The organism is Mycobacterium europaeum (assembly GCF_034555895.2).
GTDB lineage: Bacteria > Actinomycetota > Actinomycetes > Mycobacteriales > Mycobacteriaceae > Mycobacterium > Mycobacterium europaeum.
Genome location: NZ_CP157316.1, coordinates 360,887 through 383,743, shown reverse-complemented (window position 1 = coordinate 383,743; position 22,857 = coordinate 360,887). Strand labels below are relative to the sequence as shown.

At 64.1% G+C, this 22,857-nt stretch carries 21 protein-coding genes; 9 read left to right on the top strand and 12 right to left on the bottom strand.

Annotated elements, in window-relative coordinates:
* Positions 1-160 precede the first annotated feature (160 nt).
* Complete coding sequence (locus U8D42_RS28915) at positions 161-874, top strand: WhiB family transcriptional regulator (RefSeq protein ID WP_047323883.1); 714 nt, start codon at positions 161-163, stop codon at positions 872-874.
* Between the two features lie 4 nt (positions 875-878).
* Positions 879-2,777 (top strand): hypothetical protein, encoded by a 1,899-nt coding sequence (locus U8D42_RS28910; protein ID WP_047323884.1) that lies wholly within the window; start codon positions 879-881, stop codon positions 2,775-2,777.
* A 7-nt stretch (positions 2,778-2,784) separates the two neighbouring features.
* Here U8D42_RS28910 and U8D42_RS28905 read toward each other — a convergent pair whose 3' ends face one another.
* The 3 genes from U8D42_RS28905 to U8D42_RS28895 all read right to left on the bottom strand — a co-directional run bounded on the left by U8D42_RS28905 (position 2,785) and on the right by U8D42_RS28895 (position 6,245).
* A complete protein-coding gene (locus U8D42_RS28905) occupies positions 2,785-3,402 on the bottom strand; it encodes a hypothetical protein (protein ID WP_047323911.1) in 618 nt (205 codons plus the stop codon).
* A complete protein-coding gene (locus U8D42_RS28900; protein WP_047323885.1) occupies positions 3,399-4,367 on the bottom strand; it encodes a ParA family protein in 969 nt (322 codons plus the stop codon). Before U8D42_RS28900 ends, U8D42_RS28905 begins: the two co-directional genes overlap by 4 nt.
* Positions 4,368-5,654: 1,287 nt before the next feature.
* Positions 5,655-6,245, bottom strand: coding sequence for a helix-turn-helix domain-containing protein (locus U8D42_RS28895; protein ID WP_047323886.1), 591 nt, complete (start codon positions 6,243-6,245; stop codon positions 5,655-5,657).
* Between the two features lie 320 nt (positions 6,246-6,565).
* Between U8D42_RS28895 and U8D42_RS28890 the strand changes: the two genes are divergently transcribed.
* Complete coding sequence (locus U8D42_RS28890) at positions 6,566-6,688, top strand: hypothetical protein (protein WP_257790680.1); 123 nt, start codon at positions 6,566-6,568, stop codon at positions 6,686-6,688.
* A gap of 66 nt (positions 6,689-6,754) precedes the next feature.
* Here U8D42_RS28890 and U8D42_RS28885 read toward each other — a convergent pair whose 3' ends face one another.
* Positions 6,755-7,951, bottom strand: coding sequence for a hypothetical protein (locus U8D42_RS28885; RefSeq protein ID WP_192579515.1), 1,197 nt, complete (start codon positions 7,949-7,951; stop codon positions 6,755-6,757).
* A gap of 354 nt (positions 7,952-8,305) precedes the next feature.
* On the opposite strand from U8D42_RS28885, the gene U8D42_RS28880 reads away from it, so the two are divergent.
* From U8D42_RS28880 to U8D42_RS28865, 4 genes are all read left to right on the top strand, one after another.
* The gene (locus U8D42_RS28880; RefSeq protein WP_156181224.1) at positions 8,306-10,078 is read left to right on the top strand and encodes a hypothetical protein; all 1,773 of its coding nucleotides are present in this window, start codon (positions 8,306-8,308) and stop codon (positions 10,076-10,078) included.
* Positions 10,079-10,545: 467 nt separating this feature from the next.
* On the top strand, positions 10,546-10,788 hold the full coding sequence (locus U8D42_RS28875; protein ID WP_052955347.1) for a hypothetical protein: 243 nt from the start codon (positions 10,546-10,548) through the stop codon (positions 10,786-10,788).
* A 190-nt stretch (positions 10,789-10,978) separates the two neighbouring features.
* Positions 10,979-11,641: a hypothetical protein gene (locus tag U8D42_RS28870; protein ID WP_136246053.1), complete on the top strand. Its 663-nt coding sequence runs from the start codon at positions 10,979-10,981 to the stop codon at positions 11,639-11,641.
* Positions 11,642-11,654: 13 nt separating this feature from the next.
* Positions 11,655-11,993, top strand: a complete 339-nt coding sequence (locus U8D42_RS28865) for a hypothetical protein (RefSeq protein ID WP_047323890.1) — start codon at positions 11,655-11,657, stop codon at positions 11,991-11,993.
* Positions 11,994-12,606: 613 nt separating this feature from the next.
* On the opposite strand, the gene U8D42_RS28860 is transcribed toward U8D42_RS28865, so the two are convergent.
* On the bottom strand, positions 12,607-13,635 hold the full coding sequence (locus U8D42_RS28860; protein WP_047323891.1) for a hypothetical protein: 1,029 nt from the start codon (positions 13,633-13,635) through the stop codon (positions 12,607-12,609).
* 123 nt (positions 13,636-13,758) lie between these two features.
* Between U8D42_RS28860 and U8D42_RS28855 the strand changes: the two genes are divergently transcribed.
* Complete coding sequence (locus U8D42_RS28855) at positions 13,759-14,388, top strand: uracil-DNA glycosylase (protein WP_047323892.1); 630 nt, start codon at positions 13,759-13,761, stop codon at positions 14,386-14,388.
* A gap of 55 nt (positions 14,389-14,443) precedes the next feature.
* Here the strand turns inward: U8D42_RS28855 and U8D42_RS28850 are convergent, their stop codons facing one another.
* The 3 genes from U8D42_RS28850 to U8D42_RS28840 form a co-directional block, all read right to left on the bottom strand.
* Positions 14,444-15,265 (bottom strand): hypothetical protein, encoded by an 822-nt coding sequence (locus tag U8D42_RS28850; protein ID WP_047323893.1) that lies wholly within the window; start codon positions 15,263-15,265, stop codon positions 14,444-14,446.
* A 322-nt stretch (positions 15,266-15,587) separates the two neighbouring features.
* On the bottom strand, positions 15,588-16,034 hold the full coding sequence (locus U8D42_RS28845; RefSeq protein ID WP_047323894.1) for a hypothetical protein: 447 nt from the start codon (positions 16,032-16,034) through the stop codon (positions 15,588-15,590).
* A 212-nt stretch (positions 16,035-16,246) separates the two neighbouring features.
* Positions 16,247-16,384 (bottom strand): hypothetical protein, encoded by a 138-nt coding sequence (locus tag U8D42_RS28840; protein WP_167380249.1) that lies wholly within the window; start codon positions 16,382-16,384, stop codon positions 16,247-16,249.
* A gap of 198 nt (positions 16,385-16,582) precedes the next feature.
* On the opposite strand from U8D42_RS28840, the gene U8D42_RS28835 reads away from it, so the two are divergent.
* Positions 16,583-17,119, top strand: coding sequence for a hypothetical protein (locus U8D42_RS28835; RefSeq protein ID WP_047323913.1), 537 nt, complete (start codon positions 16,583-16,585; stop codon positions 17,117-17,119).
* A 197-nt stretch (positions 17,120-17,316) separates the two neighbouring features.
* Here U8D42_RS28835 and U8D42_RS28830 read toward each other — a convergent pair whose 3' ends face one another.
* From U8D42_RS28830 to U8D42_RS28815, 4 genes are all read right to left on the bottom strand, one after another.
* The gene (locus U8D42_RS28830; RefSeq protein WP_047323895.1) at positions 17,317-18,096 is read right to left on the bottom strand and encodes an SseB family protein; all 780 of its coding nucleotides are present in this window, start codon (positions 18,094-18,096) and stop codon (positions 17,317-17,319) included.
* Between the two features lie 226 nt (positions 18,097-18,322).
* Positions 18,323-18,562 (bottom strand): hypothetical protein, encoded by a 240-nt coding sequence (locus tag U8D42_RS28825; RefSeq protein ID WP_047323896.1) that lies wholly within the window; start codon positions 18,560-18,562, stop codon positions 18,323-18,325.
* A gap of 187 nt (positions 18,563-18,749) precedes the next feature.
* Positions 18,750-20,258 carry an AlbA family DNA-binding domain-containing protein gene (locus U8D42_RS28820; protein ID WP_232512930.1) on the bottom strand — a complete coding sequence of 503 codons (1,509 nt, stop codon included), beginning with the start codon at positions 20,256-20,258 and terminating at the stop codon, positions 18,750-18,752.
* Positions 20,259-20,561: 303 nt separating this feature from the next.
* Positions 20,562-22,514, bottom strand: coding sequence for a hypothetical protein (locus U8D42_RS28815; protein WP_047323898.1), 1,953 nt, complete (start codon positions 22,512-22,514; stop codon positions 20,562-20,564).
* Positions 22,515-22,857 lie beyond the last annotated feature (343 nt).

The following is a 22,857-nucleotide window of genomic DNA, read 5'->3' as shown; positions in this document are numbered from 1 at the left end:
CGGACACCACAGGTCAACACACAACTTGATACGGCCCTTAACGCAGAAGTCCCCGCCGAAGCGGGGACAACTGCGACCGGAGACACCAACTCCGGTCAATGGCCTCTGAAACCAGAAACCAAGCCTTCACCGGGCTGGTTTCACGATAGAGGACACCCTCGTGAACCACAAGCATGACGACACCGCCAGCACCGGACGAGTCGCGTCCTGCCTGCAACACCCTGGCGACTGGTTTGACGCCAAGCGGCGCACCTATACCCGCCAGCAATGCCTCAACTGCCCAACCCTGCAGCCCTGCACCGAATCTGCACTGCACCGTCAACCCTCCTACGGCATGTGGGCCGGAGTCTGGATTGACGGCGACTTTCCCGCCAAAAGGCACCTGCTGGGCCTGCCCGCCCAGCCCCCGCCCGACACGAAATCGCTTGACCTCCAACCGGTCACACCACCGGCCGCCGTGCCGGCCGCCACCCGCGCAGCGCGCCCGGGCCGACGTGTCCGAGTCAGAAAACTGCTCATCGCCGCACCGGCGCCGGCCATCGCCCAACAAATCACCGCCCGCGCCAGCGGCCACTGCGAAATTATGGCTCCCGCATGCACATACGAACAGGCCGCGATCTTCTCCCGGCGCCGCCGCGCACACCCACACACCCTAGGAAGTCCCGCCGACGCGATCGCAGCCTGCCGCAACTGCATCGACCTCATCGAACACACCGACATACCCACCGCGCTCGACCTGGGATACCTCGTCGACCCACGCAGCACCACCAGCACGACACCCATGTTGTGGCGCCAGCACCGGTGGGTCTTCCTCGACACCCACGGCCACCTGCACGACACCACTGACCTCACCGTGACCCACCACGCCTCCTAACGCCATGTCCCCCAACCCGGCCACGTCGCTTCCCGCCAGCCCCGCCGCCACCTGGAAAGCACTGGCCCCCCTCATCGCCGCCCGACCCACAATCCGCGTCTGGGACCCCACCACCAACAAATTCGACCGCACCAAAAACCTCACCAGCCGCCTGCCCACCGTGCCGGCCGCGGTCCTGCTCTACTCACACCACCGCACCCAGGTCCTCGCACTGGACTTCGACACCAAACACCACAGCCAACAGGTCGTCGACGCAGACTTCGCTCGCGCCCTGAGCTGGATCACCGATGCCGGCGGGGTCGCTATCACCGACCGCTCAACTAGCGGCGGCCGCCACATCATCGTGCCGCTGGCCATCGGCACCGCCGCCACCACCGCCGAAGTCAACCCCCTCATGCGGCTCCTGCAAGCCCGACTACCCAGCCTGGACAAAACCCCGATGGCCAACACCCGCACCGGGTGCATCACCGTCCCCGGCTCCCCCTGCCGCGAAGGCGGCCACCGCATCCTCGACGGCCCCTTAGCCACCGCGATCGACGCATTCACCACACGCTCTGACCCCGCCCTGCTCCCCCGTCTCAACGTTCTGCTCGGCGCCCTTAGCCCATCGCCCACCACCAAACCGATCTCGACACCCAGCGACGCCACCACCGGCAGCGGCGCCCGCGAACGACTACGCCCCGAATACACCCGCGACACCGCACTGCCCACCCGCATCACCACCTACGCCACCACCGGCCAACTACCCGCCGACCGGACGTGGCGAAGCCACTCCGAAGCGCGCCAATCCGTCCTGGCCCACGCCGCATTACACGGCCACACCCTGGCCGCTGTACAGGCCCTCATGGCCCCAGGACGCCCCTGGCACACCGGACTGGCCACCGCCTACACCCGCTATGGCGCCGGAGCCGAGAAAGCCCTGCAACGCGACTGGCGCAAAGCCCTGACCTGGGCCGCCACCAACAGCAGCTTTTTCCGACCAGTCCGCGCACAAGAACAAGTACACACAGGGGGGACCACAGCGGGACCACAGCTGCATCGCGAGTGGCTGGCCAACGCAGTGGCTTGGGTGGAAGCGCAATTCCCCGGCCACCGCTACCGGTGGATCGGTGCGGCCGTCTACCAAGCCCTGGCGATACATGCTGTGCGGGCCGGAGAGGTGATCAACGGAGTCCCCGTGGTAGGCGTGGGCGGACGAGCGCTATCGCTAGCCACAGGACTGCTCAGTGAGACGACGGTTTGGGAGTTCCTCCGAAAAACCCGTGACTTGCCGGGCTCACCGCTGGTGCGCACGCGCATCGCACAAGGACATGAACCCGACTACTACGCGCTGACCCAGCAGAACCAGATGGGCGTCGCCCGCGAGACGGTCGCGGCGATCCGAGTCGAAGGTGTCCACCTGGCCTGGAAGGTCATCGGGCACCGTCACCGGCGCATCTACGAGCTGATCGTGCACCAGCACATCCAACGCCCCCGCGACGTGTTCGCCGCGGCACACACGGCCATCACCACGGGCTATGAGACTCTCGCAGCCCTACGAATCGCCGGTCTGATTACCCAGCATCGTGGCCGCCTTAGCGCCGGCCCGACAACGTTGGACGACGTCGCCGCCGCCCACCACCTCGAGGACCAACAAAACCAGCGCGCCCGCCGACACCAGCAAGAACGCGCCAGCTGGCACACCTGGTTACTCAGCCGCGAGCAGCTACACGACCAGTCCAGCACCCAACATCGCCTGGCTGGCCCCGACCTCACGCTGGCCCAGGCGTTCGATAGGCACCACGAGGAATACCTCAGCGCCGTGCTGGCCACAGGACCGCCCCCGATCGACGAGGAAACTCGGGCAATCGAATTGCTCGTCGATTTGGTCGGCGCCCGGGTACTGACCGCCTGCGGTGGTTAGAGTCCCATCAGCCGCGGTCGGGCGCACCGTCTTTGCGACCCGGCAAAAACGCGTTGAGCACCGGAGCAATCCAGGTGCTTCGGGTCTCGAAACCCAACTCCGCGCCGATACGGTCAAGTACCTGTTCTTGCTCAGGTGTAGCGCTGAAACCAATCTGCACGCTGCCTCCCCCGACATAGCGCACCGCCGACGGATCGGCCGGAAACAAAGGATTCACCGGTGCAGTACTGAACGCCGACTGCTTGATGATGTCGGCCAGCTCATGGTGCTTGCTACTGATGGCTTCCAAAACCACCTGAAGATTCGTCGCCTTCTGCTTGTGCCGATAGGCCTCAAAGCGCTGTTTGACACCCGGACTGACATACACCGCAGTAACAGGCTTGGTGCGCGTACGCGGCCGCCCGGGCCGGCGGGGCCGGCGGGGGGCGGCCACCGCAGTCGCACCGGCATCCACCGCATCGTGTTCGGCATCGGGCTCCCACGCGCGTCGTGGCTGAGGGGCTGCGGCGGGCGCCTCGCCCGCGCTCTGCGAGAGCAGCCCAGACAACCCCGATCCCCGAGCCGCCGGCGCACCGAGGTCAGAAAGGTCCTCTGCCGGAAGATCCTGCTGTCTTAGGTTGCTCACGGCCACACTCCTTCTTCGATCATCTGTTCCCGCTTACGGGCAGCACGGCTGAGTATCTCGGCCGCAAGTTTGGCGAAATCTTCAGCCACCGGCCGAGCGGTACTACTAACGACGGTAGCCCCCCTGGCTGTCCCTCGACGTAACTCCCAATGCTTGGGATTGTTGGGTATCTCCTGCTCGAGCTCGTGGGCAAGGCGGCCGAACTTGATGATGTCGCGAGCGACGGCCTCGGCCTGGCGGACAAAGCTTTTCAACATCAAATCGCTATTGGCGCCCAGATCCTGGGCGACCTGCTCGGTGAGCTCACGCCGAATATTGGTCGCCTTGGTGCCCGAAGCGAACACGAACACGGCAAGCAGGACGAGGAAGGGATTGTGGTCACGTATCGCACGAATGTCGCTGGCCAATTCACGCAACCCCGCTCGCGAGGTGCCATCAGTCTTCATCGGCACGATGACCCAGCGAGCCGCACACAACGCAAGCTGAAGAAGAAGCGGGTTTTCCGGTGGCGAGTCAATGATGATGAGTTGGTACTGGGAAGCCACGCTCTGCAACGCATCGGCCAACGCCAACAGCACCCCGTTATCGCGCGAAGTACCCATCTCGGCAGCCAACGTCGTCGAGATACGCCGGACGAAACTCCCCCCGGGAACCACGTCCAGGTTCGGCCTGACATCCGGTATCGGCGCCAGCCGCACACCTGCGGTCACCGCCGAAAAAAGGTTCCGTCCCTTATCGTCGACGCTCGTGTTCGCAAACCCCAATACCTGAGCGATGTTGCCCTGCCCATTGAGGTCGACGAGCAACACACGAGCACCATCTGAGGCAACCAACGCAGCCAAATGCGCGGCCGTCGTCGTCTTACCCACCCCGCCTTTACCGTTCCCCACGACGTAAACATGCCCGAGACGCGCCCAGTTGATCGTCACCTTCGGCTCGTCCACGGTCAGTATGCTGTCGGTCATGACAGCGCAGCTTGCAGCTGAATTCGCGGCGCACCGGCGCCCGCGGCGACACCTGGCGCCGACCGCCGCAACGTGTGACTGGTCATGGTTCACGAAGTGTAGTGGCAACAACCCGGCGCGCCGATGCGCGACGCGCCCAGCCACAAAGAAGGCTCGCCGCAAGGCCTTGCACCTGCCGGTATGCCGACGTCGCCACAACACGCCCGACGCCGCATGCAGGCGCACATCACGTCACGGCCACCCTGGGGCACTTCGCGTCGAGCGACAGGGCGAGCACCAGTCGCATGGCAGTAGTCCTGCATACAGAAAGAGTGTCGGTTCAGCTCACCCCCGCCTCCGCACCCAGTGCACCACCGCCCCCATTGGCGCTAGGCCTGCCCTTTCAAACGTCCGTAAAGACCCATCACACAGGGCGTATCGGACCTGCGCCGCATACCTAGAAGAAGGTTGTCACCAATACCTAGACGCATACCTAGGGCAATACCATGCCCACCGCCCACGGGCAGATGGCGCAATGACTGTGCACCTACGCGTCTCGCCATACACGCGCGACCGCTGTGGCCGCTGTCGGGCCCAGGATTCCTACCCGCGCCTTGCAGCTTGGTTGCATCCGCTGAGGCCTATGCATAAGGCCACCGCTCGTACGTACATTGCGCTACACATGGGTGCCGAAGCGGTGCCGAAGGTATCCCACAACGCCAGGAAGGCGGCGCCTATGCTTACCTGAGCACGAACTGCCTAGACGATCCAGACCGCAATTGCGGCCACCAGCGTCAGCTCAACCCTGGACGCCGAATACGGGCAATTGTTTAGCACACCCGCGCCGAAGTGGTCGCGCAGGCACTCATTCCCACGGAGGGCGAGGCAGAACACTCAGTGAAGAAACGAACGGTGCTCGTCACCTGAACGCGGGTGCCTCGCCATACTGGGACTGAGATGCGAACGCAGACAGTCGACGCGACGTGGCGCCGCGGCCTGATCCCAGCGGCTGAGCAGACCAGCTCCGGTACTGCGCAGCGGGTGGCGTGCTCTGGCGCGAACGCTGCGCCGGGCCACGAGTGTCGCCACCTGCGGAAGGATACCGAGAAGACAGCCCGACACGATATTGAAAGCAGTACGGAGATGGGCGTCGCAGGACGCCCACCCGAACGCGTCACAGTGACGAAATGACGAGCGCCCGTTTTGCCGTTGGACGCAGGAACGAGGCGCTAATCGGCCACGGGACGCCAACAACGATCGCCAATGGGGGAGGGGCCCTGCATTCTTGTCAGCGCGGCACAACGTGGCTTAGGTGTTCAAAGCGCCTGCATGGCCGGGGGTGATGTGCTGAGAGATTGTGTCGCTATAGCTCTCAAGAACGTTTTCCAACATCCCGATTGTGGCCTGTGCCTGCTTGACCACCTCGACGTACCCGGCAGCGCCCTGGCGGAATTCATCGGCCGCACCGCGGTAACCATCCGCTGCCATCCGATAACCGTCGGCCCCGCGAAGCATGTTCTCATTAGCGGCCATCACAGCAGCCAGCGTGGACTGACTTTGCCTCAACGCATCCCGCAAAGTCGCTTGCCCAGCAAGCAGAAGTCGCTCGCCCTCTTCGGCTGCCATCGCCCGGGCACGTAGGTCGGCGTTTTCGGCTCGCAGGGCCGCAATTTCGCCGTGCTCTGGTCTTGCGGCCGGCGCTCGCCCCTGCGTCTGGAGTAGAGGTTGGTCTGTGTAGACGAACCACTGGCGGCGCTTATGAGCGAGCGAGGCGCCGCCCTCAAGCTCGCCCGACTCAATCATCCGCCGCACGGTGCGAACATCGCGGCCCAGCATCCGGGCCGCTTGCGGGACGCCGGTGATGGGCCTGCCGCGCTGCGGATGACCTCCCATCACCATGAAGCGAGTCCTTCCAGCGACGCACCTGCAACGGCCTTAGTGTACTCCCGTGCACGTCGCCACACATTGCCGTTAATCTGCTGGAATGCCCTTATCAAGTACATGCCGATAGCCCGACACTCGTTGCGCGGAATACCGCGCAACGGCGCATGAGGGCATACAATGGCACTAATGCACTTAATAGATGCAAAAGAGCACGTCACAGCCTCAGGAGGGCGGGTCAGGTGGCAGAGCAGGCAAGCGCAAGCGATTTGACGCCACGGCGCAAGAGCCGCAGGGGCTCAGAAAACCGCAGGATGTCTGCCCAATTCACAATGCGAATGACTGCACAGGCGCGAGCCAAGCTGGACGAGGCGGCCCGCAGCCAGGGCTTCAAGGACGCCAAAGCGTTGGTGATGTTCCGGTTGCGCGAAGACCTCGGCACTCGAGAACTCGTTTCCTGACATCCGGTGTGACAGGCTAGGGCAGAGCCTCGAGATCCCGGGCCGCCGGCCGAGTCAGCTCGGGCATCAGCCGGGCGGACCAGCGATGATGCTCGGGGTGATCGGACCCGGCGCGTTTCCCCCGGTAGCTGTCCCGTTGACGAATGTGAATTGTTGCCCGCACGGATCGGGCATGTAGTACTTAACCGTCGGGTTAGCCGCCGACAGGGTCGCGATCTGCGCCGGGGTAATGGGCTGCCACGGCCCAATCTTGGGCGGGATGGAGATCCCTCCGATGCCGCCGGTGCTGACGCCGCCCAACCCTCCCGTGCTCGCGTCTGGCGGCGTCTTGACCCAGATGTCCCCGTTGAGCTTCACGTTCTGGAACTCCTGCGCCTCATAGGTGTAGGCCACCCAGCGCTGCATCTGACCACCCGGACCCACCTGGGTGTAGGACGTCAGGTCCTCACCAGCGATGCGGAACTTGTACTGCTGCTCATAGGCGGCGAACGGCGCATCATTGTCGCCGATCCAGGTCCTACCAGGTGTGTAAAAGCCGGTCGGGCCGCCCTCGGGACCGTCCACCCAGGGCACGTGCTGCTTGGCCGGCGGAGGCGGCGTCGAACCCGTGTACGGCGGTGGCACATAGTCGGTCCAGTATCCGAAACGAGGATCGCCCACGAACGGGTTACGCGGGTCCGTTGCCACCGGCGGCAACCCCGGCGGGGCCGGCTCGGCCGGCAACGGGTCCCCCGGCTTCCAGCCCGCGGCGCGAATCGTCGGGTCAGCGGGGGAGTCCTTGGCGCCATCGGACAGCGTTTGGTATCCCGCCGCGGTCTGCCGCAAGGTCGCCGATACTGCCTGGTTTTGGGTCTTCGTCGTTTGCAGCTGGCCCTGCATCGCGGTGAGGTGCTGGTCCATCGCGGCCATCACCAGGCGGGCACCGGCCGGTGACTGGGCCATCGGACCGGCGGCCGCGGCCACAGCGCGGGCCTGGTCGCGAATCACCCCGGACCCGAGTCGGCCCTGCGCGCCGATCGTGCCGCCCTGCTCGGCCGCCTGCTGCACCTCCTGGTCGAGGCCCGCAGCGCTGGTCCGCGCCTGCTGATAGGAGCCGGCGGCCCGCGTCACACCGGTTCGCAACCCGCCAACACCGGCCGGTGACGCAGGAGCCGAGCCACCACCCGAGGCCGGAAACGGGCCGCCCTGCCCACCAGCGGGATACAGGTTATGCGCGCGCGTCAGGATACGGTCGACCCCCGCCAGAAATGCCGCGATACTCACCCACCAAAGTTAGCCTGACTTAATGGGCCAATGCCACAGCTACGCCTTCCCAACTTCGAAATATCCCGTGACAGCATCAAATCGGCGATTCTCAGCAACCTCTAGTCGCGGCCGCCCGAATTCGCCACGCGTCTAAGAAAGCCAAGCAGCGCGAGACGACCATCAGATGCGGTCGTGCGTGGCGGTCGGGCCGCGGCGCCTTCGTGTGCGACTACGTGGCGGCATCAGCCGTGCCTCAGCGCGCGACGCTCATTGTGCAACGATATGTGGGTGGCCTCCGACGGAGAGTTAGAGGCGGCAGAGCGGGCCGCCAATGTCGAGGTTGGAGACTCGACGCGGATCACAGTTCACACCATGGGTGTGCATTACCGGTGGCAGCTGCCCGACATCCTGCGCCAACAACTGCGGCTAGCACACGATCTGCGTGAGGACCTCGTCAGCCTGCAGCTCGCCTACGACGAAGACATAAAGGAGATTTGGTCGTCGTATCCCTCAGTAGCCGCCGCTGAAGTGCAGGTGGCCGCCGCCGAGGAACGCGTTGAATCTGCCGCGGCGGCACTGAAAGCAGCTCGGATCGCCGCGCGAGACAAGCTTGTTGATTCGCCCCTCGCGCAGCAGTTGTGTGATGCTAGAGCCGCGCTCAGGTCTGCGCGCCAGCTCCGACGCGACGCCATCGCTGAAGTCAAAGACGCTGCCGCACAACGGCGTCGGGACCGAGGGGCGCAGCTTGCCGCCGACCAGAAAAGTCTCTATCGCCGCTACTGTCAGTCACCGACGGGCGACCAGTTGTTTTGGGCGACATTCAATTACATCGTGGACCAACATAAAGTCGCGGTGCGACGCATCCAACAGCAGCGCGCACAACACAAGCCCGCGACGCTACGCCACCACCGCTTCGACGGCACCGGCACCATCGCGGTGCAATTACAGCGGACCGCCGGCCGACCGCCTCGCACTCCGCTGGTGGTTGCCGATCCCGCCGGCCGCTACCACAACGTCCTGCACATGCCATGGATCAGACCGCAACAGTGGGCAGAAATGACGCGCGCCGAGAAGCGGCGCGCCGGACGAGTCACCGTCCGACTGCGCTGCGGATCCATTGGCCGCCAACCACAATGGATCGATGTGCCCGTTCAGGCTCATCGATGGCTTCCTGCCGAAGCCGACATCGTCGGCGCGCAACTGACAGTCACTCGAGTCGGGGCCGACCTACGGGCACGGTTATCTATCACCGCGCGCATACCCCATGCGGTTGCCACCGAACGGAGCGAGCGTCCCGTCGTGGCAATACATTTGGGTTGGCAAGCCAGCGAGGGCGGCACCGTGGTCGCCCATTGGCGTGCCACCGAACCGATAACGATTCCGCGCCGACTTGCACACGTCATTGTGCCCGTCACCGAGGGCGTCTCGGGTCGCATCATCGCGCCGGCGGTGATCGCAGCCAGACTGCAGCGCCACAGCCATACGGCATCGACGCGAGACCTGGCCCTAGACAGCATCCGCAGCAAGCTCACCGACTGGCTTGATGAGCATGGGCCCATACCCCATCCCGGCCGCCCGGATGAACAGCTCACCGCCGCCGCGGTGGCACAGTGGCGCTCACCGGCGCGATTCGCCGCGCTCGCCCTGCACTGGCGTGACAGCGGAACCGAGATGGCCACCCAGTTAGAAGCCTGGCGGCGCAGCGATCGACTGCGGTGGCAACAGCAGGGCCACGGGCGCTCGCGAGCCCGCGGCTACCGCGATGATCTATGGCGCCAAGTCGCCCACACCCTCGTCAGCCAGTGTGGACGAGTCGTCGTCGACGACACGAACGTCGCCGACGTGACCAGAGGGGCATTGGAGCGCAGCGCATTACCTACCGACCGGCAGCGTGAGATCGACCGTCGTCGCGAGCACGCCGCCCCCGGCCTGTTGCGCCAGGCCATCATCGCCGCTGCGACGCGCGACGCGGTCCCCATCACGGTGGTGCCCGCCGCCGGGCTAAGCCGTATTCACGCCGGCTGCGGACACGAGAACCCCGCCGAGACGCAAAAACGCAACGGTGTTCTCACCTGCCGCGCCTGCGGGCGCACCTATGACCCGGATTTGTCTGCGACGGTATTAATGCTCGAGCGGGCACGCTAACATCAGTCATGCCCAGCGATCCGGGCCAAAAGGATCGATTCCTTCTCCGGTTGGCAGACACTCACCAACGAATTCGATTCGACTGGATCGCCCGTTGGCGAAGTCGCTTGACACCCACACGCTATCCGCGCATGAAACACGTTGTAACCGTGCACTGTATCGCATTGCAGATGCGCGCACTCATCGTGGCCGCGCGGACAGCGCCTACCGGCACGACCACACCGACACGCTCTCTTCAGATCAGCTCGGGAACCGCCCGACTGAAACCAACGACAACAGCGCGCGGAGCCTTCGGGCCGGATTGTCTGGGAACGCGCGTCTGTCCCGGGACAGGTCATTAGTCCACCCCTTGGAATGACCCGTCGACCCTTTCGGCCCGGATCGCTGGGCATGACTGATGTTAGCGTGCCCGATCGAGGTGAGGGGCGAAGCGGTCGAAGAGTGCGCACAGGGCCGATAATGACGCAATGAGCGATGATGGCGCCGATCTGCACGTTCGACAGAACCCAAGCAAGCGGACTGGCGACGTGCAGATCGCTGACTTCACTCTGCTGGTACGGGTACCCAGCCAGCCCGCCGCCGTGCGCGCTTACACCGACGCCGAGTCCGATGAAGCCGCTCACTATGCGGCCGACGTCGGGGGAGTGGTTGTACCGCTTCCACTTCCACCGCCCGACGGCGGCTTTGTTGACTCGCCGCTAAGGCAGTAACTGAAGGGAATCTCAGTGCTTAGCCCGGCTCGCACCCTTCCTCCCGCCTGGATGGTTATGTCAGGTCGGTGCGCCGGGAGGAGGGCCGCGTCTGCCCAGCACATGATGCACGACATCTGCGTCGAGCTGGCACGGAGCTTGGTGGGTTTGGGCGTGGCATTGTCGACAGAGCTCCGGCTAATTTTGAGGGGTGAGTGTTGCGGCGTTTGTGGCTGGTGTGGACCGGCTGCTGACCCGTGCGCATGACTTGTATCCGGCCGGCGGTGAGGGCGGCAAGTTGCCTGCTTCTGCTGATGGCGGGTCGGTGCCTGCATCGCCGAAGGGTGTGAGCGGGCTGCGCGGTGGTGTGACCCGGGTGGCTGGCGCATATCAGCGAGCCCGAACCGCTGCTGCAGGCTTGGATGAGGAGTTGACGCAGACCGCTGCGCAGGGTGGTGTGATCGGCGAGCAGGGCCGAGTGGCCTCGGGGTTGATTCGTGATCAGGCCCGCGCGGTAGGGGCTCAGGCCGCTACGTTAGGTCGGTCGCCGGCGGGGGCCCAGCTGATCATGGCGGCGATGAACCAGCATCTGTCGGCGATGCAGGGCCAACTGCAGGCGACGAAAACCCAATATCAGGGGGTGTCGGCGACGCTGCGTCAGCTCGCCGCTGGGTATCAGACCCTATCGAGCGATGCACCGAAGTCACATGATGACGCGAGTGGCGACGACGGTACCGGCCCAACACCACCAACCGGCATCGTGTGGTGCCTACCTCGGCCGAGCGGCGGCTTCACCTGCCGCGAACTGCTCCCCGATGGAACCATTGCCATCTTCTCGTCCCCGACCGATATCAGCGGCCACTGGCCAGACTGATTGGAGAAACCCCATGGATAGCGGCACGCCAGAGTATGTAGTGGTCGTTCGGCCGCGAGTTGAGCGGCAAAACGATCAGTCGTGGAAGGCCTGGTATCCGAAGTCGGATTGGCACGTGATAGCCGACACTGAAGATGGCGCCAGGCTGAAACTTCGCGATGAATTCGAGCGTCGGCTCAATGCCGGTGAGCTGGACACCGAGCCCAACGAGTCGCTGCTGGCACACCACCTGGCGGATCCGATTCCTGGGGTCTATGCCATCGACCGCGACGTCTACATGCGTATGCGCACCGGGCCCAACTTTCGCCGCGACCTTGATGCACTTATCGGCCAGATCGAGACGGAGCGCTAGCTGAATGCGACGGCCCACGACCGGGACGTCCATGCCGAGGCAACCACTTCGACACTGAACGCTCACTCATGTCGGCGTTGTGGGCCGTTTGCCAGTTCGCTCCGGAAAGCGGGGAAGTTTTCTCTCACCTTTCGCTGTGGGCAAGGGCTGGTGGTGGGCCCACCGAAAAGTTGGGCGTCTAGGGCCGCGACCAGCCCGGGCCCCGTGGTCTGGCGTCCTCGTTTGCTGTGTCTCGGCGCGCGAGGTTGAAGGCCCCACAACAGTCGGTATAAGCGCGGTGGACTGAGCCGGGAGGCCGCCAGAATCCGGTCAAACAGGATCCACCAGGGGCCTAACGGCGGAAGTTCCGATCCGATCGGTCCGAGGCGGCGCTCTTTCTGACCCTCCACATTTCTGATTGTAGGTGGCTTAGGGCCATGAAACCCGTGGCAAAATTGCTCCCAGTACGCCCCGGGCGCCGAGCCCGGAGGAACTCGTCGCCAAACGCTGCCATCGCTTGAACTTTCATCAACCGAATGCACACGGACGCAAGGATTTCGACGTCCTCGTACGGACGTCGCTCGAATGCCACGCGCATACTCGGTGCGTTCGCCTTGCCCGCGGCGTCAAGAGCTCAGCGCGGCCGGCATGCAGCGGTCAAGGAACGTTCTTGGTCGATGATGGCGAGCATGTCCTGCCCGTAGGCGCTCTGTAAGTCGATAACCGGGCGCGGCGGCGGGGAGGTACGGGCTTGGGCGACAAGGGAAACCGCATCGCTGGCGCGATCGGCCATCGCACGCAGGTGAGGCTCGATGTCGGGAGCTGAGACCTGGGCGGCGAAGTGGGAGAGCTGCTCGGCCCAATGTTGGTAGGCGCGTAAATCGGGGCCGCCGGTCACTATGAGCTGCAGATTGGTCAGATCGGAATTGTCGGCTAAGAAGCTGACCGCGGCGTCGGCGGCGCGGCAGTCTCGGCGTGGATGATTCGCCAATCGGGTGAAGCCGATGCCCGCCACGCCCACTACGACGACGAACAAAACGATTTGCCAGCTGGTGCGCCGCGGTAGGGGTGGGGGCGCGATGTCGTCGGCGTTGATTTCGGGGGAGCGGTCGGCGGCCGCGAGTAGCTGCGCCAGGTGGGTGTTGAGCTTTGTGCGCACACGCTCGCGGCGCACCGTCTGCGCGGCGAACAGCGCGGCCATCAACAGCCACAGGGTGCCGCGGCGCGGGTCACTGAGGAAGACGGAAACGATCCCGACAACAGCAAGGAGGGCCGCCGAGATCAGTTGCGTGGTTCGGCCGCGGCTGGCCCGCTGGTAATAGGCTTCAACGACAGCGCCGCAGCGGATCGCGCCGGCCAACACCCGATGACGGGCCGGCAGAGCACCTTCACGTAATGCCCGAACCGCCTCGGCACGCTCGGCCTGATTCAGTCCCCGCAGCGCTTCGGTGTACGCCGCACGGGCGGGACGCTGGCCCAGGGCTGACGCCGCTCCGGCCGCCGCGCTGAAGCCCACCAGGGCCAGGGCAAGCACGATTGGTGCGGCTCGCTCGAAAGGGTGTGTGACATACACACACCAGAACACAAGCAGCATGGCCCCGATGAAAACCGAGTCGGCCAGCCAGCGGATCCACCAGGGCTGCTGGAAAAAACGTACCCGCACGGCGGACCAGTCTGCCGCACCCGGTCAGCGTCGGTCGGTGAACATTCCGATTTCCTGCCTGGGAGGGTGCGCGGTGGGTAGCGTCGCGCCAGTGGTGGTTGCGATTGAGGTTGATGGGGACCGGTGGGTGAGGTGACAGCGGATGCCCGGCAGCGGCAGAAGGCCGCACTCGATCGAAGGATCAAGGCGTGCCGCAAATGCGTTGACCCGGACCGTTTGAATGAGCCAGGCGTGACCGAATCGGCACCGGGTTTTGGCTCGGTCGATTCGCCGGTGGCGATCGTGGGGGAGGCACTGTGCCGGGGCTGCATGAAGGCGCAAGAGCCGTTCCTCGGAGGTAGTGGTCGCATCCTGGATCGCTGTTATCAGCGCGCAGGCATCGCCAAGGCCGATTTGTTCATTACGAACTCACTGCATTGTCATCCGCCCGGGAATCGCGATCCGCGTCCGCACGAGAGCGCGAACTGCTTGCCGTTCTTGCAGAGCGAGCTGCGAGATATTGTGCGTCCGCGGCTGGTGATCGGCGTCGGCAAGTTCGCGAAAGCGGCGCTGGTGCAGGTATATCCGGAGGCGCGGGAGCTGAATTGGCCTTTCCGGGTGCCGCGGGCCCGCCGTGACGATCACCCTGGGGAGCCGTGTCTGTTGTTTCCTCCGCACCCGTATCACATCATGACCCGCGACCGTCTCGTTCGCGAGCAGTATGTGCATTCGCTGGCGCGTGCGATCGCGTGGGGATTCGACTCGGCGCCATAACTCCGGCGAGGCTCAGCCGAAACAGCCACAGGCGCGGGGGCGGGGCAGGGCAGTATCAACAGGCGGTGAAGGCGCTTTGCAGTTGCCGCTGCAGTGCGGCTGCCTCCGCGGTCTGATTGCCCTGAGGGGCTTGGGATTTGGGGGCCCCTTTGTCTTGGGGGCAGCTCGGCACCGTCAGCGAGCCGGTGAACTGGTGAAAATTGTCAGGCTCGACCATGAGGTGCCACTCCAGTTGCAACGGTTGCTGTTTGGTTGGCGCCACCGTGGAGATTACTGATTTGAGGTCACCGTAGGCCCGGGCAGTGTCGGTGATGTATGCCGATAGTTCGGTGATCTTCGCGCTGTCGATGCGAACGTAATAGACCGGCAGCACCAGCCGCGACAGCAACGCATCGATCGCTGCGCGCTGCTCGCCGCTGATCGGAACGCCGACTTCCCAAGTCGGGTACTTCGTCGGTTCGGCGGAACGGATATAGACGGTCATCGGTTCGGGCTTGACGGCCGCCAACGCTGCGGTCAAGACGTCGCTGGTGTGTTCGACATCCCATACCTCGAGCCGCGAACTAGTACCGTCACGCGACCATTGGATTGCCGAGCGCGGGACGCGGGTCCTCAGTTCGCGCAAGCGGTGTGTGTCGTCGACGATCTGGGCGGGGTCGAGCTGCGCGCCGCGTATCACCTCAAGTTCATCGCCGACGACGAAATCACAGGACTGACGGTAGCCGTCGAAATCGCTGCCTTTGATGCTGGTGATGCGCGAGGCGACCGCGGCGATCTGGTCCTCGCTTGCCTTAGGCATCGTGACCACCAATTTCAGTTCCGCGCCGTTCTCAAAATCGTTGATATAGCCGGGGTTAACGCTGTCGACCCCAGGCATCTTCGCTATCTCAGCCTGAAGGTGGCGGGCCTCGGAGCTACGATCCAGGGCAGCGCACGCACCAGTCGCCGCCACCACACACGCCACAGCCGGCAGGCACAACCGCCACAGCCGGCGCCGGCTCATCAGCCGTAGCGCGGCGCTACTCGAACAGCCCGTCACCCTCACCATTATCGGCGACGAGCGGAGCTCCTTGCGTCGTCGCGCGCTCGCGCCCAGCAGGGGTAGGGGAGCGGGGTGTCGGCCTCCCGCCGGCCGCTTCACACATCGCATCGCCTCGTCACTCGGCGCAGTAGAGAGGCGCGAGTGGCTGGCGGCGCGCTCAGGTCGGGCAGGCGCGTGCCAGCGTGGCCAATTCGTCGCCGAACTCGCGGTTAACCTGGCCTGCCGCCTTCGCCGATGGTGGCAGTTGCGGTTTCAAGGGATCTTGTTTGTCCAGTTCGGCGTTCATCTGGTTGGCATCTTTCATGAATTCGCGCGCCAGCGCCGCGGCTCGTTGCGCGTGCGCCGACAGCTCGGGTGCGGTCACCTGGCCGGCGTGCTGCTGCAGACCGTCGAGCCAGGCCTGGTAGTCGCCGGCAGCCGGTACCACGTCTGGTTCGTACGAGCCGGGCGGCGCGAACCGCGTCTTGGCTTTCAGCGAGGCCTGCGTATCGCGGTTGAACTCGATGAATTGCCGCACACTCCAACACGGTTGTGCCCGCTCATCGATGCGCCACGCGACGACCCCGCCTGCGGCCGCCGCAGCCACGCACACCAGCGCCAGCAACCCTCGAGCGATCCTGCGGCTACGGACACTGTTGGCGACCACGCGACCAACGTACTTGCTGATCACGCACAAGTCGGTGCGGTTAGCGCGTGTAGCTCGCGTGAACGACACCACGCAGTGCGTTTTGGCAGGGGAAATGTCCTAAGGTCGCCCGCGAGTCCGGGTCAGCACCACGTGCTTGCCTGCTTTAGCAGCGGTGTTGCGTTGTAGGTCTATTGCTGGTTGGTGCGGCGCCTGCCGGACCACGCCCGGTAACCCATCAACACCGCGAGGCCTCCGGTACTGATCAAGCCCAGCCACGTGCCGTGGATGACGTTTACCACGAACAGGATCAGGCATAGCGCAGCCATCACGGCGAAGAACACTGGGCTATATAGGCGGGTCCTTTTCACGCGCGTTCTCCCCTTCAGTGGCCTGCCTGGCGGTTGAGCATGCCAGTTCATTCATCCAGTCTGTGCTGTAGGCGTATATCACGGTAGGCATTTGTTGGCGTCCTCACCCATCAAAAAGCGTCCGTTCACCACCGGGGCGCAGGGATAATGGATGTCATGAATCGGATCGGCCAGGCGGTCGCGGGCTTGCTGGCCATGCTGGCCACGGTCCCGGCGGTCGCCGCGCAGGCTGCGCCGGCCGCCCCAGACTTCTCCTCCTACCCAAAGGCATCTGAGAGCGACTACACGGTGCGCCCCGGCCTGGCCTACTCAGTGCGCGGCTTCCGCACACCCAGCGGCCTGTACTGCACGTCATCCAATCACCGCATGATGTATGCGATGAACTGCACCGGGCCGTTCGCTAGCGCCCCTGGAGGAGCGAACACAGTGAGCCTGTTCGAATCAGGCACCGTCGTCAGCCCAATCAAGTTCACCAGCGTTGAAAACCCAAGCCCTGGCAGTAAGCCCGAGTTCGAAGGCCACCCGCTCAACCTGCTACCCAAGAACACCGCATACGCATTCGACGACGCAATCTGCGTATGGACCGACACGATTGCACTGGCCTGCCGAATCGGCTCAGGACAGACCTACACCGGGTTCATCGCCACATCTGATACCACGACCACCATCGGCAATCTGACAGACGGTGGATGACTGGCTGCGGTCGGTGCGCTACTTGTCGTCGATGACGTCGGCCAGGCACGGTAGCTGACCACAAGCATGGGCACCTTTGCAAACAACGTCGGGTCGCTCTTCCGGCCAGCTTTGGCGCCTACGCCCAGGTGTTTAACAGCCGTATCTCCGTAGCCCTGATTGCATTGGAGCACAGCTGATTTCACTCCCAACCGCGTTTATTCGCCGAGGAGCTCGGCCAACGAAACCCACAGGAACGGGCCGGCGGGGTTGATGACGATCCCGGTGTGCCCCTGTTCGCGGGCCATGTGCACCACCTGCTCGATCGTCAGCGATATGGCCGCGTCGGCAGGGTTGAAGGCCAGGACTTCCGGGGCGCTGGTGAAGGCGAAGATGCTCGTCGTGCCGTTCGGATGTGTGGTGATGCGAACACCCACTCCGCCGCGCGAATCATCGCCGGCCAGCACCATAGGGCCGTTGTCGCGCAGCACCTGCACCACGGCCTGCCTGTCGGCTTTCCCGTCGGTGTGGTCGGCTAGGGCCTGCTTGAGCCGCTCGTTGTTGCCGTTGCGCAACGCGAAATCAATCTCGGGGGCTGACAGGGCACATGTGGGCCCGGCCGGATCAATGTAGAGCCATGCGTTGCCCTGGCTTCGGGCCAGCTCCAGCGCCCCGATGGCCGGCTGAACCAGTGACGCGGTGGTCGCACCGGGCGGGTGCAGGCGGGCGATTTCCTCGTTGCGGGTGTAGCAGAACAGCGCCGAACCGCCATTGGGGCCAGTGCCGCCCCGGAATTGCAAGTGCGAGCCCGTGGCGAACGGTTCACCGGTCAATGCGTCAGAGCCGGTGATGTCCAACAGCACCTCCCCGTACATGCACAACCGCAGCACCTCAACCGCGCCGCGTTGGTTGGGCTGGGCGGCGAACGCTGCCACGGCTCGCCGCAGCACCACGTTGTCCACCAGTCTGGCGCGATCGGGGTAGCCTGCAGGTGTCATGTCGTGTGAAAGCCCCTGACCTATCTCGGATAACGACCAGCGATGGTTCCCCCGCCTCAGACGATATCGCCCCGCCGCCCGGCTTTCGGAGTTTTACCGCGCCGCCTCGAGGTAGTGACGAGCGCGGCGGTCTACACGTACGCCAGAAGCCGCAGTGAGCGGACTGGCGATGTGCAGATCGTTTACCTGACCGTGCTGGGGCGAGTGCCCAGCCCGCTCAGGTGTGTCACCAACCCATATCGCGGACCACTTCGGCCTGGGCTGCCGCGATCTCTTCGGCAGTTGCCGCGGTCACGTCCTCGTCGGCAGCCCATTCAAATCGGCTCAAAAGATCTGCCAGCGCCTGCTTTTGCGCCGGATGGGTGACCGGTACCGTGTTCAGATCAGTATGGGCCAGCCAGTCGGCCAAGACGATCGCGTCGGCACGCCACAACCGCACGCTGACAGTGGGCACCTTCTCATCCATGACTGTTATCGTGCCACCGCCACGTCAGCGGTTGTGGCCAGCCGATGGGGACCGCGGAATCCGGAACAGTCTCAGCGCAGTTCGCGTATTCGGTCTGCGTCGCATGACTCAGGACGACTGGCCGTTTCGCCATCGAGCCAGCACGGGGCAGTCAGTGTCTATCGAAGGCATCCTCGCGACTAGCTGGTCAGAAAGGTCCGCGGCGGAGCTGCGCCACAGTAGCCGTCCACACGGTGTCTGCGGCTTCCTGTAGCCGTTTCTTTGATCCCCCGAACAGACCGGCTTCTAGGGGTGGCCATTGGTCGCCCGCGCTTCGCGCGTCCATCAACATGTGCGCCACCTCGGTCTCCTCGAAGGGGTAGCTCTCGGCCGCGTGCTTGACGAACAGCCCCAGCCAGGGTTGGTCGAGGAGGCCTGGGTTACGTTGAGCCGCCAGATCGCTGACAACAAGGGCGAAAAGGAGCTCGGCGGCATCGAACAGCCGGATGTACTGGGAATCGGTGCGGTCGGGAAAGTACGACCGCAGCGCATCGAACAAGAAATCCGAGACTGGGTAGACCGGTCGGCGCGGAAGTCGACCCGCTGCGAGGTCCTCCAGCAGCTGTTTGGTGAGTGCGCCTGTCTGGGCGGCACGTAGGGCAAGTCCGAGATGCCGCTCGTGGCCGACAATCTCCCAGGGGCCAGCCTTATCGAGGACCGCCACCTTGCGGTTCGTGAAAAGGGACCAATCGACGGTGGCATCGACGGTCAGAGTGCGGACGGCGCGATAGTTCTCGTGTTCAACTGCCGCGATCGTGCCGGCGTACATCGTGAGCGTGGCTGGCAGCATTGCCAACGCTTCCAGCTGTTGGTTTCGGACACTCGTGATGAGCGAACCGCTCTGTTGGGCAAGCGGTCTCGGCTCGGCGAGCGCCGTGATGAGCTGTCGATATTCGACTTCAAGGAAAGCGCTTTCGACGCGACAGCCTTCGATGACGAGAGGAAGCAAAGGCGCTGCGGCCGTGCGGTAGCCATCAGCGATCTCGACGTATTGGATGATCTGCTCCGTCGGCACACGACTAGCGAAGCCGGGTGGGAATCGTTCAGGGTCGCTGCATGCGTCGATCACACCACGGGCGGCGCTGCGGAGCAGCCGGCCGGTCAAACGGTAGTTGCCGCTGCTGATTGCCTCGTCGAACGCGTCGCTGTCAGAGACCGGGGGGTCTTGCAGGAGCCGGTTCTGCAGTTCGTTGAGCTCTCGATGGGTTGCCGGCTCGGAGCCGGAAATGCCGCGGCGGAACACAGTTCCGGACTTGTAGCTCTCGTAGTCCTTGACCAGGGAGTGGATCCGGTCGCCGGGCTGCGGTGGTGCGACCGTGATGATCAGGACGTGTTGCCCGCGGAACTCGACGTAGTCGACGTCCCAGTGTGGTCCGTCGACGTAGGTTCGCAGCATCGCGGCGAGGTCGGCCGCGTCGTGTACCGCGACGCCGTCGAGCACGCCGACAGGTGAAACGCCCACGACGAGGTACGCTTCGCCCCCGCACTCGCGGGCCGCGTTCACCGGGTCGCGATTGGCGAAAGCGATGATCGCTTTGGCGGCGCTGACCTTGTCCTTGGCCTTGGAGAAATCCAGGGTGCTTTTCCACTCGACCCAATGGGTCTCGGGTGTGGTGGTCGAGGAGGCGTGAAAAATCGCCTCGACGAGTTTGTCCAAGCGGTGGCTGCGTCGAAACGACGCCCTCGTATCTAGGTTGAGACCCATAGCGGTCGAGCATATTCCCGCCACCACGGTGCGTCGCGCAGTTGCGGTCGGTCGAAAAGTCAAACCAGATCTCTGGAACCGAACATCGCCCAGCGATACGGTCGCGCCGCGCGAGAGATGCCCGCATGTGTGATCGATTCTCAGGCGCCGGCGCCGACCGTTGTTCAACAATGAGCATCGAGATACCGACGAACGTCGAGTCCCATATTGTTCCACTAGCGCTTAGTGCACCGTCGCCAGCGATCTGCGCCCGGCCTAGTTGCCGTTGAGCAGGTTGATCACCATTCCGCTGTTCTTCAGGATGTGGTCGCTCAGCGGCAGTGTCGGCGCGCCATAGCTGAGGAGGTACAGCTGCAAAGACGCCATGCCGTATTTCGAAGCTGCGGTGCGCCATTTCGCGATCAGATCCATCATGTTGGGGTTCTTGCCGCCCTTCGCCCCGATGTTTGCCATACCCTCCAGCAGTTGGAGGTCTGAGAGCGGAACGATGCCGGGTGCGTACACCTGCGGCTGAAGATGCTTGAACGCCCTCACGCTTCGGATATTGATGTCGAACTGAGCCAACAGTCCGTTGGTAACGCCGGCGTCGGGCACGATGACCAGCGGGGCGTACATCGTTTTGTTGTCGACCTTGTGGCCTTCCCAGCCGCGGTGCTTCTGGACGAGGTCGATGGTGGATAGCAGCTGACTGTACTTGCCGTGGTCGGTATCCATGAATATCTTCTCGACGTCGGCGCTGTAGGCTTCCCACGTCGCTAGCCCTTGCGCCGCATCCTCTTTCACCGCGTGATTTGTCGCGTCGATCACCACGCAGTGATCCTTGCCGAGAATCAACCAGTCGCACACCGACGGCTCTACGCCCTTCTTCTGCGTCCATGCGGCCTGCATGTCGGGCTCGTCGGCAATCGCGAGTAGATGAGGGCACTTGTCGACGATGCGGTGGAGAATGCCCGCGACGAACTGTTCGAAGGCGTCGTTCATCGCGGTCTTGAACCGATGTCGGGCCGATCCGGGGAGGCTGGCCCACGCTTCGAAGTAGAGCTGGCCGCCGCAGAGGCGGTCGAGGGCCCACTGGTGGCGGATGGTGACGAATGCGTTGTCGTTGATGGCGAGGAACGGGTACCGCGTGAGGGTGTATCGCTGGTGGCCGATTTCCCCGGCGTTGCGATCCTCCTGCAGCTTCGTCTTGAAATCGTCCAGCTTCAGCGCCATGTTAGTGAAGAGGTAGTCGATCGCCGCCTCGGAGGCGCCGTCGGCGAGCAGTTCATCGCGGCTGAACCGAACCTGTTGATTCTTGGTGCTGCGCTTGATGATACGGAGCCCCAGCCGCATGATGTCGATCAGTTCGACCTCGGTGGCGATCTTGAAGGCCTCGGCGGGCGTCGCGCCCAATCCCGTGGTCTTAGATCTCGGTGCCCACTTGGTGAACCACAGATCGTAGGTGTTTGAAAGTACGATCTCGAGCCTCAGCGGTGCGTTGAAGAGTGCCGACGCGATTTCGCCCTGGATAAGGGGTTTCGCGTATTCATGCAGCTCTTCGAGGCCCATCTTCGGCAGCTTGTGCTGAAGCTTCGCGATTTCATCCGTGGTGGGCACGTCGCCCGCGAACTCAGAGTTGAGATTTTGCTCCGTCGTGATCGACAGCAGCAGCTGCGTCAGGGTATTGCGATCGATCGCCGGCGCGGCGTGATCCGTCGACGCGTATTCGATGATTTCGCGCTGCAGCTGTGCTGTCGCGCGGGGCGAGATGAGCATGTCGCCATAGATGATGATTCGTTTGAGGACCTTCTCGGACAGGCCACCCTCGCCCCCGCCGGCGAGGAAGTCGCCCTCAACGTCACGCACGCCCCGGGTGGTCGAGTAGGCCACGTCCCACTGCGCCTGCACGCAGGCGACGGTCTCGAGGGAGTGGTAAAGGCTGACCCCGCCAAGCAGTTCGCGACGTTCGTCGTATGTAATTGGGTCCAGCCCAAAGAGGCCGCACACGATCAGCTGCGGCTGTGAGCTCACGAACGACATGACCTTTGAGATCGGATCTTCGGACGGCCAGCCCCCAGCCAGCCCGAACGGCGGCATCTTTCCCGACGGCGGCCATGGCGGCGGCTGATTTCCCGTCGGCTTTGGGTTGGACTTCCCGCCCTTCAACTGCGCAGGTTCGTGGTCGCGCTTCTCGGCGCGCTCCTTTCGGATTCGGGCGCCTTTACCCATCGGCGGCAAATCCTCTCTCGTTCTAGCAGCTCTTCGATCTGGCGGGTCGACGGATCACCGCCCTGGTCGCGGATCGATCGGCGCACAGCGACGAGCCACGTCAGCGCGGCGTCGATGTCTGGCGAGTGCGCAAGCATCAAGGGTAGAAGTGCCGCCCGACAAGTCGTGGCGGAATCGAGCGGCGGCCGGCGGGGAGCGTGGTGACGACCGCCGACGACATATGTAGTTGATCAGCGGAGCTGACCACGGGGCATGGTCTTGGGCCGTGAAGCAGGATCAGGACTCAGCACTGACGGTGTGTTCTGAACCGTCAGTGGCTTTAGGACCGTTCGGGCCGCCCAAT

Excerpts from the sequence above, each read along its gene's own strand:
- U8D42_RS28910 (WP_047323884.1), top strand. The coding sequence starts at position 879 with ATGTCCCCCAACCCGGCCACGTCGCTTCCCGCCAGCCCCGCCGCCACC.
- U8D42_RS28900 (WP_047323885.1), bottom strand. The coding sequence starts at position 4,367 with ATGACCGACAGCATACTGACCGTGGACGAGCCGAAGGTGACGATCAAC.
- U8D42_RS28895 (WP_047323886.1), bottom strand. The coding sequence starts at position 6,245 with ATGGTGATGGGAGGTCATCCGCAGCGCGGCAGGCCCATCACCGGCGTC.
- U8D42_RS28890 (WP_257790680.1), top strand. The coding sequence starts at position 6,566 with ATGACTGCACAGGCGCGAGCCAAGCTGGACGAGGCGGCCCGCAGCCAG.
- U8D42_RS28880 (WP_156181224.1), top strand. The coding sequence starts at position 8,306 with ATGGGTGTGCATTACCGGTGGCAGCTGCCCGACATCCTGCGCCAACAA.
- U8D42_RS28875 (WP_052955347.1), top strand. The coding sequence starts at position 10,546 with ATGAGCGATGATGGCGCCGATCTGCACGTTCGACAGAACCCAAGCAAG.
- U8D42_RS28865 (WP_047323890.1), top strand. The coding sequence starts at position 11,655 with ATGGATAGCGGCACGCCAGAGTATGTAGTGGTCGTTCGGCCGCGAGTT.
- U8D42_RS28850 (WP_047323893.1), bottom strand. The coding sequence starts at position 15,265 with ATGCCTGGGGTCGACAGCGTTAACCCCGGCTATATCAACGATTTTGAG.
- U8D42_RS28840 (WP_167380249.1), bottom strand. The coding sequence starts at position 16,384 with ATGGCTGCGCTATGCCTGATCCTGTTCGTGGTAAACGTCATCCACGGC.
- U8D42_RS28835 (WP_047323913.1), top strand. The coding sequence starts at position 16,583 with ATGAATCGGATCGGCCAGGCGGTCGCGGGCTTGCTGGCCATGCTGGCC.
- U8D42_RS28830 (WP_047323895.1), bottom strand. The coding sequence starts at position 18,096 with ATGACACCTGCAGGCTACCCCGATCGCGCCAGACTGGTGGACAACGTG.
- U8D42_RS28825 (WP_047323896.1), bottom strand. The coding sequence starts at position 18,562 with ATGGATGAGAAGGTGCCCACTGTCAGCGTGCGGTTGTGGCGTGCCGAC.
- U8D42_RS28815 (WP_047323898.1), bottom strand. The coding sequence starts at position 22,514 with ATGGGTAAAGGCGCCCGAATCCGAAAGGAGCGCGCCGAGAAGCGCGAC.